Annotated in this window: 14 protein-coding genes; all 14 read right to left on the minus strand. The window is 34.4% G+C overall.

Features of this window, described 5'->3' with window-relative positions; all coding sequences use genetic code 11:
• Positions 1-18: 18 nt before the first annotated feature.
• A complete protein-coding gene (locus RQ893_RS01005; protein ID WP_311481199.1) occupies positions 19-333 on the minus strand; it encodes a hypothetical protein in 315 nt (104 codons plus the stop codon).
• Positions 333-1,034 carry a hypothetical protein gene (locus RQ893_RS01010; RefSeq protein WP_311481200.1) on the minus strand — a complete coding sequence of 234 codons (702 nt, stop codon included), beginning with the start codon at positions 1,032-1,034 and terminating at the stop codon, positions 333-335. Before RQ893_RS01010 ends, RQ893_RS01005 begins: the two co-directional genes overlap by 1 nt.
• Positions 1,035-2,732 (minus strand): arginine--tRNA ligase, encoded by a 1,698-nt coding sequence (gene argS / locus RQ893_RS01015; protein WP_311481201.1) that lies wholly within the window; start codon positions 2,730-2,732, stop codon positions 1,035-1,037.
• A gap of 9 nt (positions 2,733-2,741) precedes the next feature.
• Entirely contained in the window at positions 2,742-5,087 is a 2,346-nt protein-coding gene (locus RQ893_RS01020; RefSeq protein ID WP_311481202.1) for an endonuclease MutS2, read from the minus strand.
• On the minus strand, positions 5,087-7,297 hold the full coding sequence (locus RQ893_RS01025) for a U32 family peptidase (RefSeq protein WP_311481203.1): 2,211 nt from the start codon (positions 7,295-7,297) through the stop codon (positions 5,087-5,089). Before RQ893_RS01025 ends, RQ893_RS01020 begins: the two co-directional genes overlap by 1 nt.
• The gene (locus tag RQ893_RS01030; RefSeq protein ID WP_311481204.1) at positions 7,290-7,787 is read right to left on the minus strand and encodes a cell division protein ZapA; all 498 of its coding nucleotides are present in this window, start codon (positions 7,785-7,787) and stop codon (positions 7,290-7,292) included. The genes RQ893_RS01025 and RQ893_RS01030 overlap by 8 nt, the downstream gene beginning before the upstream one ends.
• A gap of 9 nt (positions 7,788-7,796) precedes the next feature.
• A complete protein-coding gene (pheT, locus tag RQ893_RS01035) occupies positions 7,797-10,184 on the minus strand; it encodes a phenylalanine--tRNA ligase subunit beta (protein WP_311481205.1) in 2,388 nt (795 codons plus the stop codon).
• 8 nt (positions 10,185-10,192) lie between these two features.
• Entirely contained in the window at positions 10,193-11,215 is a 1,023-nt protein-coding gene (gene pheS / locus RQ893_RS01040; protein ID WP_311481206.1) for a phenylalanine--tRNA ligase subunit alpha, read from the minus strand.
• Between the two features lie 228 nt (positions 11,216-11,443).
• Positions 11,444-12,109 (minus strand): RNA methyltransferase, encoded by a 666-nt coding sequence (locus tag RQ893_RS01045; RefSeq protein ID WP_311481207.1) that lies wholly within the window; start codon positions 12,107-12,109, stop codon positions 11,444-11,446.
• Positions 12,110-12,162: 53 nt separating this feature from the next.
• Entirely contained in the window at positions 12,163-12,516 is a 354-nt protein-coding gene (gene rplT, locus RQ893_RS01050) for a 50S ribosomal protein L20 (protein WP_311481208.1), read from the minus strand.
• Positions 12,517-12,526: 10 nt separating this feature from the next.
• The gene (gene rpmI / locus RQ893_RS01055) at positions 12,527-12,727 is read right to left on the minus strand and encodes a 50S ribosomal protein L35 (RefSeq protein WP_037328888.1); all 201 of its coding nucleotides are present in this window, start codon (positions 12,725-12,727) and stop codon (positions 12,527-12,529) included.
• A 1-nt stretch (position 12,728) separates the two neighbouring features.
• Positions 12,729-13,286, minus strand: a complete 558-nt coding sequence (infC, locus tag RQ893_RS01060) for a translation initiation factor IF-3 (protein WP_311481209.1) — start codon at positions 13,284-13,286, stop codon at positions 12,729-12,731.
• Positions 13,287-13,468: 182 nt separating this feature from the next.
• A complete protein-coding gene (locus RQ893_RS01065) occupies positions 13,469-14,323 on the minus strand; it encodes a DegV family protein (RefSeq protein WP_311481210.1) in 855 nt (284 codons plus the stop codon).
• Positions 14,311-14,835 carry a DUF1836 domain-containing protein gene (locus tag RQ893_RS01070; protein WP_311481211.1) on the minus strand — a complete coding sequence of 175 codons (525 nt, stop codon included), beginning with the start codon at positions 14,833-14,835 and terminating at the stop codon, positions 14,311-14,313. Before RQ893_RS01070 ends, RQ893_RS01065 begins: the two co-directional genes overlap by 13 nt.
• Between the last annotated feature and the right edge of the window lie 29 nt (positions 14,836-14,864).

The raw sequence follows: 14,864 nt of genomic DNA on the forward strand, positions 1-14,864 counted from the left end.
CAATAGAGCTTTCAGCATTTAAATATCAACAAAACATACAGAATTACTTGCTGTATAGTCACCGATATTTTTTAGATGTTTGCTTAATATCTTTTCATAAGCTTGTCTATATATAAAGTTAGAATCTATGGCTATATTTAAAAGCATGGCTTTTAAAATTATTTCTAGGTTTATCTCACTTGCAAAGTCACCTGTTTTTATCCCATCTTTCATATCTTCTAGATAGATTGGTAAGGGGAGGTCTTTAAGATCTTTATTTGTACTTTCTTCTCTTAATTCAATATAGGCTAGTTTATCAGTATATTTTAAGAAATATCCATCCAATATATCCATTAGCACCACCCCATGAATTTTCTTTGCCTATAGGAGTGTTGATTTAAGTGTTTGAATAAAATCCCTCTAAAAAGCATAAAGCCTGTGTGGATTGCACCAATTATTAAGCAGGCAATGATTTTATCAATTCCCATTGGCTGACCGATTGAAAATCTTATACTTAGATAAAACTCAACTCCAATAAAAATTAAACTATATAGGCCATAGTGAAGAGGGTTATTTTTTACAAAGTTTACTGATTCAATTATTGCATTTACCCCACTTCTTCCATTTAGATAGATCTGTTCATAGATTGAAGATATGAGGATTTGTATAATTATAACTACAAGTACCCTTGCCCTTACTGGGAAATTTACCAATAATAAGTTAGTAAACATTTCTAGTAAGTAGACCCAAAACATGGTTTCTATCATAGGGGCAAAGAAATTTCCTACTGAATTTTCAAGCGATGCCCTACCTGTATTTCCGTATTTAACAACTGATACTAGGCTTTGGACTACAAAACAAGATATAATCACGCCTATAAAATAGTTTACGATACCGCCAATAGTGCTTCCTACGACTCCAAAGTTAAACTGATTGTTTTCAAATATTGTATTTATTAAGATGAAGATAAAGACCATGTAAGACTTGTTGATTTTTTTGATAGTTTCCTTAAAAGATATTTTTGATACAAGAATAAAGTCTTTAAATTTGTTCATTTACATCTTCTCCACAGTTTTTATGCCAAGTAGGCCTAGGGCTATTTTTATAACTACTGATGTTGCATAAGCTAGGGCAAGTCTTTCTTCTTTTAGTTTTTCATCATCAACCATAATCTTTGATGAATTGTAGAATTTATTAAAGCTCTTAGCTATATCTGTTAGGTGTCTGGTTATTAAGGATGGTTCATATTTTTCCTTAGCTTTTACTACTACATCTTCAAAGCCAGCTAGTTTTTTAACTAAAGTAAACTCTTCATCACCTGTTATTTTTTCAATCTCTAATGGTTTTATTTCATCAAAACCAGCTTTTCTTAGGACAGATTTAGCCCTAGCATAAGTGTATTGAACGTAAGGTCCTGTTTCACCGTCAAAATTTAAAACCTCATCCCAATCAAATACATAATCTTTTATCCTGTTGTTATATAATTCTTGGAATTTAACCGCACCGATACCCACTATTCTTGATACTTCATCTATATTATCTACTGTGTCTTCACGGCTTTCCATAATTTCACGAGTTTTATCAATTGCTTTGTTTAGAACATCTTCTAGGAAAACTACTTGGCCCTTTCTTGTTGATAGTGTTTGATCTTTTAAACTTACCATACCAAAGGAAATGTGTTTGCATCCCTTATAAAGGTCATAGCCCATTAGCTCAAGGATTCTCCAAAGTTGTTGGAAGTGGAGATTTTGTTGGGTGGCAACAACATAGAGGTTCTCATCGAAATTATATTCTTTTTTTCTATTTATAGCTGTGGCTATGTCTCTTGTTATATAAGCTGATGATCCATTTGACTTAATTATAATTGATGGTGGTAGGTCAAACTCCGAAAGGTCTATGATTTGTGCCCCATCAGATTCTACAAGAAGATTTTTCTCTTTCAATTCTTCTAAGATTGCTGGCATATATTTTGAATAATAAGCTTCACCCTTGTAGTTATCAAAGTCTATGTCTAATAATTTATATACCCTGTCAAATTCGTTAAAGGAAATCTCCTTAAACCATGACCAAAGTCTGGTGGCTTCTTCTTCGCCTTCTTCTAGATTTTTAAATTCTTGACGAGCCACTTCCATCATTTCTTCGTTTTCGCTAGCTTCTGTATTATACCTAACATAGAGGTTTAGGAGCTCTTTAATGGGGTTTTTATTTAATTTATCATCATCTCCCCAAAGCTTGTAAGCCGCAATCATGGTTCCAAATTGGGTACCGTAGTCACCAATATAATTTGTTGCTATAGTGTCATAGCCTAAAAATTCATGGATATTTCTAAGAGCATCACCGATTACAGTTGACCTTATGTGACCAATATGGAATGGCTTGGCGATGTTTACTGAAGAAAATTCTACAATTGCAGTCTTACCCTTGCCCATATCAGATTTTCCGTAGTTTTCTTTCTTTTCAATAATTGCATTTATGACTTGGTTTTCGAATTTTTTCCTATCTAAGAAAAAGTTTATATAAGGACCAACGTTTTTAACCTCAGCAAAATCTTCAAGATCTAAAGTGCTAGCAAGTTCTGTTGCTATTTGGGCAGGATTTTTCCTTAAAGTCTTTGCAAGTTGAAAGCATGGAAAGGAATAATCTCCCATGTTTTCTTGAGGTGGGATTTCTATCAGTTGGTAAATATCATCTTTAGATAGGCCTAATTCTTTGCCTTCTAATTTCTCAGCAATAATCTCTTTATAATCTTTCATTAATCCTCCTTAGGCGAATTTGACTATGGTTACTCCATAACCGCCTTCTTTATCGTCTCCAAACCTGTAAGAGGCAACCCTCTTGTCAGTCTTTAGGTTTTCACTTACTCCCTTGATTAAAGCTCCTGTACCCTTACCGTGGATAATCTTTGCCTGATCAAGACCAGCAAGCATGGCATCATCAAGGTATTTATCAAGGTTTCTCATGGCTTCGTCATATCTTTGCCCTCTCAAGTCTAAGCTAACAGAAATATTCATAGCCTTTTTTACACTATACACCTTCTTGACATTTTTCTCAGTTTGGTTTTCTCCCTCAATTTTCTTTACATTCTTGATATTTGAATCCATCTTGAGGATGCCCATCTGAACTTTTATATTGCCCTTGCTATCCGGACCTTCAACGACTTCTGCTTTTTCATTTAGGCCAGCAACTATAACCATATCTCCAACTTTTAACTCATCTGGTGCATCTAGCGATCGTTTTTGTCCAAACTTGTCTTCTTCTCTTTCGATGTAGGAATCTTTGTAAGTATTTCTAATTTTATTTAAAGACCTATCTATATCACGAGTATTAGCATTTTTAGACCTTTTAGCTTCCTTGAGCATGGCCTGGCTTTCCTTATTGGCCTTGTCAAGAATTTCGTTGGCCCTCTCTTCTGCCTTCTTTATTATTTCATCCTTGGCTAGATCTATCTCTTTTGATTTATTCCTTAGCTTATCCTTGATTGACTGTATTTCTCGCCTATAAGCCTCAATTTCCTTATTTTTCGCTTCGATTTCAGACCTATCATCTTCTATTTGGTCTAAAATCTTGTTAATATTTTTTGTATCTTCACCTATAAAACTCTTCGCCTTATTTAATATTTCATCAGACAGTCCAAGTCTTTTTGAAATCTCAAATGCATTTGATTTACCAGGTGTACCTATTTCTAGTTTATAAGTTGGTGATAGGGTTTTTACATTAAATTCAACTGATGCATTCATCACCTTGTCATTTTCCATGGCGTAGTATTTTAATTCGCTATAATGGGTTGTGGCAAAGGTCATTACTTCCTTTTCTGTCAAGTGGGAAAGGATTGAAATCGCAAGGGCAGCTCCCTCTATAGGGTCTGTTCCAGATCCAATTTCATCAAGTAAAACTAATGAATTGCCTGTCACTTTTTCTAGGATATCAACAATATTTGTAAGAGATGCAGAAAAGGTTGAAAGGCTCATTTCAATCGACTGCTTATCTCCTATATCTAAGAATACATCATCAAATAAATTTACAGTAGATCCTTCTTCGGCTGGTATAAACATTGCTGTTTGAGCCATTAGAGTAATTAAGCCGACAGTTTTTAAAGAAACAGTCTTGCCCCCTGTATTTGGTCCTGTAATTATAAGAGTTGTGTAATCTCCGCCAATAGCCACATCTATAGGCACAACCTTGCCTGGAAGAAGTGGATGGATGGCACCTTTGATATTTATAATTTTTTGCCCATTAAGTTTTGGCAGAGAATAGTCGTTTTCAAGACCAAACTTAGCCTTGGCTTGGAGAAAATCTATCCTTGAAATTATTTTTTGATTTTCCAAAATCTCAACATCAAATTTTTCAGCAAACCTTGACAATCTATCAAGAATCCTCCTGATCTCCGCTTCTTCCTTTAGTTCTAAGTCTTTATATTGGTTATTTAGTTCAACTATGGCTGATGGCTCAATAAATAAAGTGTTACCAGAAGCTGACTTGTCATGAACAATACCATTTATTACCGAACGCTTGTTGGTTTTAATGGGTACAACATACCTACCGTCCCTTACAGAAACTACCTTATCTTGGAGGGCACCCTCGTATTTTGAAGAAGTTATATATGAATTAAGTTTATTTTTTATTTCTTCTTCCTTACGCCTTAGGCTCCTTCTGATTGATAAAAGCTCTCTTGAAGCATTATCTGCAATTTCTTCCTCATTTAAAATTGACCTATCAATTTCATCTTTTAAAAATTCGTTAGTAGTAACCCTGTCAAAAAGGTCTGAGATATAAGGGTCATCGATATTCTTGCTATATTCTTTCAAATATTCTGAAACTCTCAAAAGACTTAATATTTTTAGCAAATCACCAGACTCGAGAATCCCGTTTCTCCTAATATAGCCAACTATTTCCGTAAAATCATAAAGGCCAAAGATGTCAATATTACCATTTCTCGCAACGACCTTGGCCATGGCTCCGGTTTTTTCTAGCTCATCTAACAAATAATCCATATCTGTGGATGGTTTTAGGTCTAAGATTTGTTTTTTGACCAGGCCTGAACGTGCCATTGCTGAAAGCTTTTCTAATATTTTGTTGTATTCTAAAACTTCTAGGCTTTTTGCCTGCATTAAATAATTCCTCTTTCGTAATTCATCTTATCTTTATACTCTTTATTTAGATAAATTTTTAAATCCTCATTAGAAAATACCGATACAAGAGTTGAAACATTTTTATCAAACAAATCCTCATTAAACCCTACTGGCTCATGAGGATAAATTTTGCTAAGAGAATCCCTCCTTACAAGGAGCATCCTATCGCCATTTGCAGATACAAGTTCAGCTTTGTTAAATTTACAAGTTGGGCAACCCCTAAGGCCACAATTTTTAATGGTTGAAAATGGGCAATGCACCATATTCATAAGCTCAATTCTAGCAAAACTCAATGCCTCTACTGAATACCTATTAACATTTTCATTTATATTTGCTAGGGTATTTTCAACTGACGACTCGATTTTTTCTGCAAAGGATGAATAAAAATCAAAGGCATAGGAGTTCATCACATTGAGATATCTACCAATTCTAATTTTTATACCATTCTTCTTGAAATCTTCTACAAAATCAAGGTCCCTATAATTATTAAATATCACACCCTCAATATCATTTGCCTTTATAAAAGAAATCAATTCGTCAATTTCATAGTCCATATGGCTATCAAGATTGAGATACAAATGTAAGCCCTTGTATTTTATGTCATAATCTTTTATGTAGACCTTGTCAAAATCTCTAAGTAGACTTGGATTTATATCATTTGTCATAATTTCGATGTTTTTTTCTGGATTTTTAGGACTTGGGTCAGCAAGTTTTGCTTTTGTAAGCTTGACTGGTTTTCTTTTGTATTTGCCAGCTATTTTTACTTTTAAGAGGTCAATAGCATCTCTTCTTACCTTATTGATATCTTTTTTCCTTATAAAAATCCCCTGGTCTATTTTAATTTCAATACTAATTGGATTGAAAATTTCATCCTTAAACCTGTCAAGGTTATCCCTTATACTTGACTCATCCAAAGAAATATTTTGAGCGGACTCAATAAGATTTTCACCGTAAACCACTACTTCCATATCTCTATAAGATATTTTAAGCCTTGGTTTTTCACCAAGCCTTCCCTCAAAATAAAGGCTGACTGGCAAAGATTTATAAGATCTAAGGCCATTTTCCAAATCGTCTTTTATATTTTCTGCATTTAGCATTAAAATATCAGAATCAACCTTGGCATCCTTGTACTTTTCAAGAAAAATTATCTCATTTTTCTTATAATCTTCTGTCAAAGTCAATGGTAATTTCTTATCCCTATCTGTTGTGACTTGAAGATTATCACCCTTGTGGAGGTTAGACTGGGCAGTAAAGGCCTTTTTTTTATTAATTAATTCTACCTTTCCAACAGCCCTATGCTTAATATCTCCTTCTTTTAGGATATAGTCTCTTCTTTGATCGAAAATAAAACCTCTTGTATAACCCCTATTGGAAATATCCCTTAATTTTTCTGAATCATAGGCTTTTCCATTTACTTTTCCCTTGTAAGCTACAACGGAGTTATATACATATTCCGGACTCTTCATCCTGCCTTCGATTTTAAGGCAATCAATACCGAGTTCAATTAGTTCATCAAGCTTATCAATGACATTTAAGTCCTTCATATTTAAGTAATAATCATTGCCGTAAATTTTACCATTATTAATTAATTGGTATTTTTGCCTACAAGGACCAGCACACCTACCCCTATTGGCAGATCTTTGACCAAAATAAGAACTCATAAGGCATTCTCCCGAATAGGAAACGCAAAGTGACCCATGGACAAAAACTTCCTTTTCACAAGGAAGTTTAGCGATTTTTCTGATTTCTTCTATTGGTGTCTCACGGGCTATAACAATTCTCTTAAAACCCAAATCCATTAGGGCCTTGACCCCGTGATAATCTCTTACAGCCATTTGGGTTGAGGCGTGGAAATCAAGACCTGGCATTTGATCCTTAATAATCGAATAAAATCCTATGTCCTGGATCAAAATCCCATCTACTCCGTATTGGTAAAGCTTTTCTATATAGGATATAGCTTTGTCCATTTCAGAATCTTTGATTAGGGTGTTCATTGTGATAAAAACTTTCCTATCAAAATAATGAATATAGTCTATGACTTGTTCTATATTATCTAAGGTGAAATTTTCTGCATAGGCTCTGGCTCCGAAATCATCAAGGGCAAGATAAAAAGCATCCGCCCCTGCTGCGATTCCTGCATAAAGCATATCCATATTGCCAACAGGCGCTAGGATTTCAGTCTTAGTCATCAATTTTACCCTTCAAAATTTCATTTTCTTTTGTAAGGTCCATGGCTTGTTTTTGGAGGGCCTTGATTTTCTCTCTAAGTTTATTGGCATCATTTTCTGCCTTGGTAAGATTTAAAATCTCTGCATCCTTTTCTTGGAGGAGAATTTTTAAATCTTTAAGCTCTTCTTTTTTCTCTTCAAGGTCTTCCTTGTAGGTTCCATATTCATTTTTAAAGGTTTCTAGTTCATTTTTTAGGGCAGGATACGCTTCTATAGCTTCTTTGTTTTCTTCATAGAAATCCTCAAAATTTTCCTTATCCTTAAAATATTCATCTGCAATATTAAGGCTTGCCAATATTAATTTCCTATCAAAAGTGAGCTTATCAGATTTTACATCTTTAATCTTGCCGTCAACATAAGCTGCTATTTTTTCTATACTCTCTTTTGATTCTTTGCTAACAAGAGGATATTTTACACCGTCAATTTTAACTTCAAGTCTAATTTCGCTCACTTTTTTCTCCTATCCACGTAATACTATGTTTTTAGCCTTCAATTCTTCAAGAATACTTTCTTCTACACCCTTGATATCTTCTTCCTTTAAAGTCCTGTCAGCTTTTCTGTACCAAACTCTATAAGAAATAGATTTTTGATTATCTCCTATACCTTTACCTGTGTAGATATCAAATAATTCTACCTTAGCAAGGAGATCTCCTGCCTTTTCCTTCATGATATTTTCAATTAGTTCTGATTCTACTTCCTTAGCTGCCACGAAGGAGTAATCACGTTCTATGGCTGGGAATTTTGGAATTTGTTTGTATTTTTTATCGGTAATTCTAGCATCGGCAATCTGGCTTAGGTTAATTTCTAAGATGATTGCTCCCTTATTTATATTATACTCTTCACGCACTTCATAGGAAATCTCACCAATCACACCGATTTTTTTACCAGCAAAGTAGATATCTGCACACCTACCAGCATGGAAGGCATAAAGATTTTCATTTGCCTTGTATGAAAACCCAGTAAAACCTGTATTTCTCATTGCTTCTGTGAAGAAATCTTTCATATCATAGAAAGAATAGTCACCATAAAGACCCATGGTCAAGGTTAAATTTTCTTTTGGAAGCTGATCGCTTGTTTTCTCGAAAGTCCTATCTAGTTCGAAAAATCTCATGTCTTTTTGACCATACTTAATATTTTTTGCAATAACATCAAGCATGTTGGCAATCTGAGTTGTCCTCATTACAGAAAAATCTTCACCAAGCGGATTTATCAAACTGATATAGTCCCTAAGTTTTGAGTCCTTGGCAACACCTAGTCTGTCATATTCTCTTGGTGAGATGAAAGAATAAGTTGCAAGTTCTGAGAATTTTTGACCTACAAGTTTTTCTTTTAGGCCATCTCTTAGAAGTCTTAGAGGTGATCTTTCGCCTTTTTTAAGTGAAGATACTAATGGCTTGGATTCAATCTTGCCCATACCATAAAGTCTAACAACTTCTTCTATTAGGTCAGCTTCAATAGAAATATCATTTCTAAAGTAAGGAGCCTTTGCTGTTATTGTGTCTTCATCAATATCTTTTACTTCAAATTCCAAAAGTTCTAGGTTTCTAATTGCTTCTTCTTTTGTAAAATCAACACCTGTAAGAGCATTTAACCTTGTTATCCTAAGTCTTACAGCCTTATTATCATTTTCTTTTTTGCCTGCGTCAAAAGAACCACCTATAATTGTGCCTATTCCAAGCTCTTCAATCAATTTCATTACTCTTTTTGAGGCTATCTCTGGTGTCTCAACTGCAACTCCTTTTTCAAAGCGAGAGCTTGCCTCACTTCTAAGATTGAGTTTTTTAGATGTGTCTCTTATGTTATCAGCATCAAAACTTGCTGCTTCAAGAAGGATATTTTTAGTATCATCTGTAATTTCTGAATCAAAACCACCCATGACTCCTGCAAGGCCTATAGCTTCCTTATTATCTGCAATAACAAGCATAGATGGGTCAAGCTTTCTTTCTTCTCCATCAAGTGTTTTAATTACCTCACCCTCTTTGGCATCTCTAACTATAATTTTTTTGCCAGCAAGCCTATCAAGGTCATAAGCATGGAGAGGTTGACCAGTTTCAAGCATGACAAAGTTTGTAATATCAACGATATTGTTAATTGGTCTGACCCCTGCAAGCATCAAGTAATTTTGTAACCACTGAGGAGATTTTTCAATCTTAACATCTTTTACAACCCTTGCGGTAAATCTCAAGCATGAATCACTTTTGACCTCTACTCCATTGGCATAGTCTTTTATATCTTCGCCGTTTGAAGAGTATTCTATTGAAGGATAAGTAATTTTTTCTCCAAAGCTTGCTGCAGTTTCCCTTGCCATACCAATTATAGAAAGGCAGTCAGACCTGTTTGGGGTAATTTCATATTCTATAACTGGAGTGTTTGAAGCTAAGACTTCAGCGACAGGAGTACCGGGTTTAAATTCACCAGCTAAAACTATTACTCCTTCTCTTAATTCTTTAGGAATAACAGAATCATCATAGCCAAGTTCGCTATAAGCTGTAAGCATGCCCTGGCTTACAATTCCAAAAAAGTCGTGATCTTCTATTACAACACCATTATCCATCTTTGTGCCAGATGTGATTACTGGTAGGTAGTCTCCCTTTTTTGTGTTTTTCGCGTTTGTTATAATAGTAATTGGCTCATTTTTACCAACGTCAATTGTTAAAACCCTGAGCCTATCTGCATCTGGATGGTCTTTTTGTTCTATGACATGACCTACAACAATGCCTTCAAGGTCAGATGTGTGAATTGTAACTTCTTCTACGTGAGAACCTGTTTCAGAGAGTCTGTCTGTTATTGTTTTTAAATCTTTTCCTGTTTTTATATAATCTTTTTGCCAAATTAAAGGTACTAACATTTTTCCTCCTAAAACTGTTCTATAAATCTCTTGTCATTATCGTAAAGTAGTCTGATGTCATCAAGGCCGTATTTAACCATGGCAATCCTGTCAACTCCAAGACCGAAGGCAAAACCAGTGTATTTTTCGCTATCGATTCCACAAGCTTCTAGGACATTTGGATGAACCATGCCGCCACCTAATAATTCCATTGACCAACCTGTATTACCGCAAGCAGGGCAACCTTCGCCCATACATACTGGACAAGTTACGTCTACTTCTAATGATGGTTCAGTGAATGGGAAGTGGTGAGGCCTGTACCTAAGACTCATCTTATCTCCAAACATTTCCTTGATAAAAGTTTCAAGTGTTGCTTTTAAGTTCGCCATAGATACATTTTCATCAACTACAAGACATTCTAATTGGTGGAACATTGGTGAGTGGGTTGCGTCAACTTCGTCATTTCTAAAAACCCTACCAGCAGAAACCATCTTGATAGGGAGTTTACCTTCATTCATCACCCTAATTTGCATAGAAGAAGTATGTGGTCTTAGCAAAACTTGGTCGTTGATATAAAAAGTATCTGATGTAGATCTAGCTGGGTGGTTTTTCGGACTATTTAGATCATCAAAAACGTATTTAACTGTGTCAACTTCAGGACCTCCTACAACATCAAAACCCATATTTTGGAAAATTGTTTCAAGCTCTTCCATGGTTTGGTTTATAACGGCAAGGTGGCCTGACTCATATTTGTCAAAATGTGCTGTCACATCAATTTTTTCAGATTTTATCTTTTCTTTTAGAAGTTCTTTTTTAATAATTTCATTTTTTTCAGCGAGTAAGGATTCAATTTCCTTGCTGGTTTGGTTTATAAACTTACCTGCACTTGGCTTTTCTTCATTAGGTAATTTTGCTATTGACTTTTTAAGGTCAGTTATAGTTCCCTTTTTACCCAAAAATTTTATCCTAAGGTCTTCTAGGGCCTCAAGGCTTTCTGATTTTTCGATTTCAGTCTTGGCTGTTGCTAAAACTTGCTTTAAATTTTCTTCCATTTTTCCTCCAAATAAAAAAAATCCGTCCTCTATAAAGGACAGATATAGCTCTGCGGTACCACCTTAATTGATTTATAAATAAATCCGCTCATTACTTTAACGAAAAGTTTACGTATCGACTACTTAATTCATCTCAAAGTTCATCGGTGAATAACCCCAATCGTGACTTAAAAGGCTCTCAACATCCCTTTCTTGCTGTATAAGAATAATTAAAGTCTTTCCGAATCATCACATAAGTCTATTCATAATTATGCTCGCAGCTATGGCTGCATTTAAAGATTCGATTTCTCCCTCCATAGGAATTTTTACAAAGTCGTCAGTAATTAATCTCATTTCTTGACTAAGACCATTGGCCTCATTTCCTATAGCGATAATTATTTTAGAATCTTTCTTATAATTTCTAATATCTAGCCCATCCATATCTGCTGATAGGACCTTATAGCTAGATTTTAATTTTTTTATATCATCAAGAGTCATATCTAGGATATTTAGCCTAAAGACAGATCCCATTGATGCCCTAAGTGTTTTCTCATTGTAGATATCAACTGTTCCTGGCAATAAGATTACATCTCTAAAGCCAAAAGCTTCGGCAGAACGAATCATAGTGCCAAGGTTTCCCGGGTCATTAATCCCATCTAAAAGCAAAATTTTAGATGAAGAAATCTCAACTGGCTCTTTCTTTTTTATAACCGCCCCAATCCCATCAGGACTTGTCATTGATGATAATTTATTAAAAAGTGCTTCACTAAAAACCAAGGTCTCATGACTTGTTTGATAGCTTACACCATCTTTTAAAAAAATAAAATCTACCTTAGCAGATGAAGCAATCGCCTCATCTACTAATTTCCTAGATTCTATTATAAATGAATTTTCTTTATCTCGATACTTTTTCATTTTAAGCTTATTTATCAGCTTAAATTTTTGATTTGATACCGATTCTATTATCATTAAGCGTTTTTGTTAGCAGCTTCTACTAATTTTGCAAATTCTTCTGGATTGTTTACTGCAAGTTCAGCTAGCATCTTTCTGTTGATGTCAATGTTAGCTTTTTTAAGGTTACCCATAAGTTTTGAGTAGCTTGTACCATTGATTCTTGCAGCTGCGTTGATTCTTGCAATCCAAAGTTTTCTAAAGTCTCTCTTCTTATGTTTTCTACCAATGTAAGAATATGCTAGAGATTTCATTACAGCTTGGTTAGCTGTTCTGAATAGAAGGCTTTTGGAACCGTAATAACCCTTTGCTTGTTTTAATACTTTTTTATGTCTTTTCTTTGCATTTACTGCTCTTTTAATTCTTGCCATCTATATCCTCCTATGCACCAATTAACTTTTTAACGTTTTTGTATACAGTTTGTGAAACTTCTGCAGGTTTTCTTAGTCTTCTTTTTCTGTTTGGTGATTTCTTAGCTGTTAAGTGTCCCTTATAAGCTTTTCTTCTCATAATCTTGCCAGAGCCTGTTACTTTAAATCTCTTAGCAGCTGCTCTTTTTGTTTTAATTTTATTCTTTGCCATCTTATTCTCCTTTTTCTTCATTTGGTTCTAGAAACATAACAAGAGATCTACCTTCCATTTTAGGTTTTTTGTCAATCTTGCTACATCCATCCAGCATACCGTTGAACTTATCCATCAATTCGTATCCAGGTTCTTTTCTTCCAAGTTCCCTGCCACGGAATCTTATAGATACTTTGACTTTATCCCCGTTGTTTAAGAATTTTTTAGTTTGATTTGCCTTGGTTTGCAAGTCATTATCTTCGATATTTAAAGAAAATCTTGTCTCTTTTAATTGAGCATTCTTTTGTTTTTTCTTATTCTCTTTTTCTTTCTTTTCTTGATCATATTTAAACTTACCATAGTCCATTATCCTTGTTACAGGTGGCTTTGCATTTGGACTCATAAGCACTAAGTCAAGACCTCTCTCATCAGCCATATCTTGAGCATCATTTAGAGAAGTGATACCAACTTGGTTACCTTTTTCATCAATCAGTCTTACTTGACTAGCTCTAATTTCGTCATTGATTCTTAAATCTTTTATAGTTATACCTCCGTGTATTATATAAAAAAGCGGGCACAAAGTACCCGCAAATAATCTTTCAAAAATAAATCTTATTAACCTAAAAGCTTATGCCGGTAGGTGAGTTTGGGTACTTCTTTGTTGTTTACGTCTTATATAATACTAGATAAATTAGCAAATGTCAAATCATTTGAGTTTTTTGTTTGAATTTTCATGAATATTTGACTATTGCTGCTAGTTTTTTAATCTAATATAAAAAATCCTACACCTATTAGGCCTGGTCCTGTATTTGCTCCTAGGGTTGGAGAAATTTGACCTTCCTTGTAGACTAGAGCATTTTCTATAATGTCACTTAGGTTTTCCTTGATTTTTTTGTGGCCTTCTGGATAATCGCCTTCGGATATAAAGAAGTAGTAATCTTTAACCCCATCAAGGTTTTTCCTAATTATCTTTTCAATCTGGCTTAGGGTTTTCTTTTCACCCCTAACTATTTTTTCTATAGCAAAACCACCATCTGGTGGGACAGTTTTAATAATTGGCTTTACTGATAAAGCATCGCCAATCTTACCAAAAGTCTTTGGCACCCTGCCGCCTTCTACTATATACTTGAAGGTATCAATAGTGAAAAATACCTTGGAGTCATTAATTTTTTCTTCTAGTTTGCTGGTTATTTCTTCAAAACTTAGACCCTCATCTATTAGTTTTTTTGCATAAGTTGCGTAGAAACCTTGGGCTAGGGTTAAGTTTCCAGTATTAAAGGCATAAAGATCAAGACCTTCTATTTCAGCAAGCTTACAAGCATTGTAAGTTCCAGAAAATTTACTACCTATATTAATAGAAATAACCTTACTATATCCATCTTCTTTTATCTTTTCCAAAAGATCATTTATATCTCCTGGTGATGGCATAGATGTTTTTGGTAATTTATTATGGGTCTTTATCCAAGCATAAAAATCTTCCGGGCTTATCTCAAGCCTATCTTTTAAAAATTTGCCATCTAAATTTACATATAAGGGCAAATAATAAAACCCCTCTTCTTTTATGTAGTCAAGGCTTAAATCACTGCCTGAGTCGACTAATATAGCTATTTTTTCCATAATATCTCCTTGCGGTTATCAATCACTAACTGTGTATACAATTTTGTAAAAAGAGAAATAGCCAGGTAAGAGAGCACTTTATCATGGTGGTCTGAATAATCATAAGATATATTAATATTTGTGACTTCCTCACTTGTAAGTATATCTCTCCTAGCTTGGTTAAATACATGTTCAAAATTCTCATAAACATCTTTAATGCCAAATGTTGCAATCTCGATATCTATGCCCTTGGCCAAATCTTCTATCCTAATTACTTGTTTAAAAATTGATATTACTATCAGCTGGGCTATAGAGGCCCTAAAGTATTTTTTCTTTTTGGGTTTGTCTATATAAGCCAATTTAACATAATTATTTACCATTGATGCGGTAAGCAAGTTCTTATCCACTACATTAAGTGGCTTTAAGACTTCTCCCAAGTAAGTTAATAATTCTTCTTTATATATACCTTCATCAGGTAGTTCGTCCCAACTCGGCAAACTTATATTTTCTAACTCACTTATTTTTCTAATCATTTTCTCTCCATATTATACCCTACCTAGTT

Origin of the sequence: uncultured Anaerococcus sp. (assembly GCF_963510915.1) — a bacterium.
Classification (GTDB): Bacteria; Bacillota; Clostridia; order Tissierellales; family Peptoniphilaceae; genus Anaerococcus.

Excerpts from the sequence above, each read along its gene's own strand:
- pheT (WP_311481205.1), bottom strand. The coding sequence starts at position 10,184 with ATGTTAGTACCTTTAATTTGGCAAAAAGATTATATAAAAACAGGAAAA.
- argS (WP_311481201.1), bottom strand. The coding sequence starts at position 2,732 with ATGAAAGATTATAAAGAGATTATTGCTGAGAAATTAGAAGGCAAAGAA.
- RQ893_RS01005 (WP_311481199.1), bottom strand. The coding sequence starts at position 333 with ATGGATATATTGGATGGATATTTCTTAAAATATACTGATAAACTAGCC.
- pheS (WP_311481206.1), bottom strand. The coding sequence starts at position 11,215 with ATGGAAGAAAATTTAAAGCAAGTTTTAGCAACAGCCAAGACTGAAATC.
- RQ893_RS01025 (WP_311481203.1), bottom strand. The coding sequence starts at position 7,297 with ATGACTAAGACTGAAATCCTAGCGCCTGTTGGCAATATGGATATGCTT.
- RQ893_RS01045 (WP_311481207.1), bottom strand. The coding sequence starts at position 12,109 with ATGAAAAAGTATCGAGATAAAGAAAATTCATTTATAATAGAATCTAGG.
- rpmI (WP_037328888.1), bottom strand. The coding sequence starts at position 12,727 with ATGGCAAAGAATAAAATTAAAACAAAAAGAGCAGCTGCTAAGAGATTT.
- RQ893_RS01010 (WP_311481200.1), bottom strand. The coding sequence starts at position 1,034 with ATGAACAAATTTAAAGACTTTATTCTTGTATCAAAAATATCTTTTAAG.
- rplT (WP_311481208.1), bottom strand. The coding sequence starts at position 12,516 with ATGGCAAGAATTAAAAGAGCAGTAAATGCAAAGAAAAGACATAAAAAA.
- RQ893_RS01065 (WP_311481210.1), bottom strand. The coding sequence starts at position 14,323 with ATGGAAAAAATAGCTATATTAGTCGACTCAGGCAGTGATTTAAGCCTT.
- RQ893_RS01070 (WP_311481211.1), bottom strand. The coding sequence starts at position 14,835 with ATGATTAGAAAAATAAGTGAGTTAGAAAATATAAGTTTGCCGAGTTGG.
- RQ893_RS01020 (WP_311481202.1), bottom strand. The coding sequence starts at position 5,087 with ATGCAGGCAAAAAGCCTAGAAGTTTTAGAATACAACAAAATATTAGAA.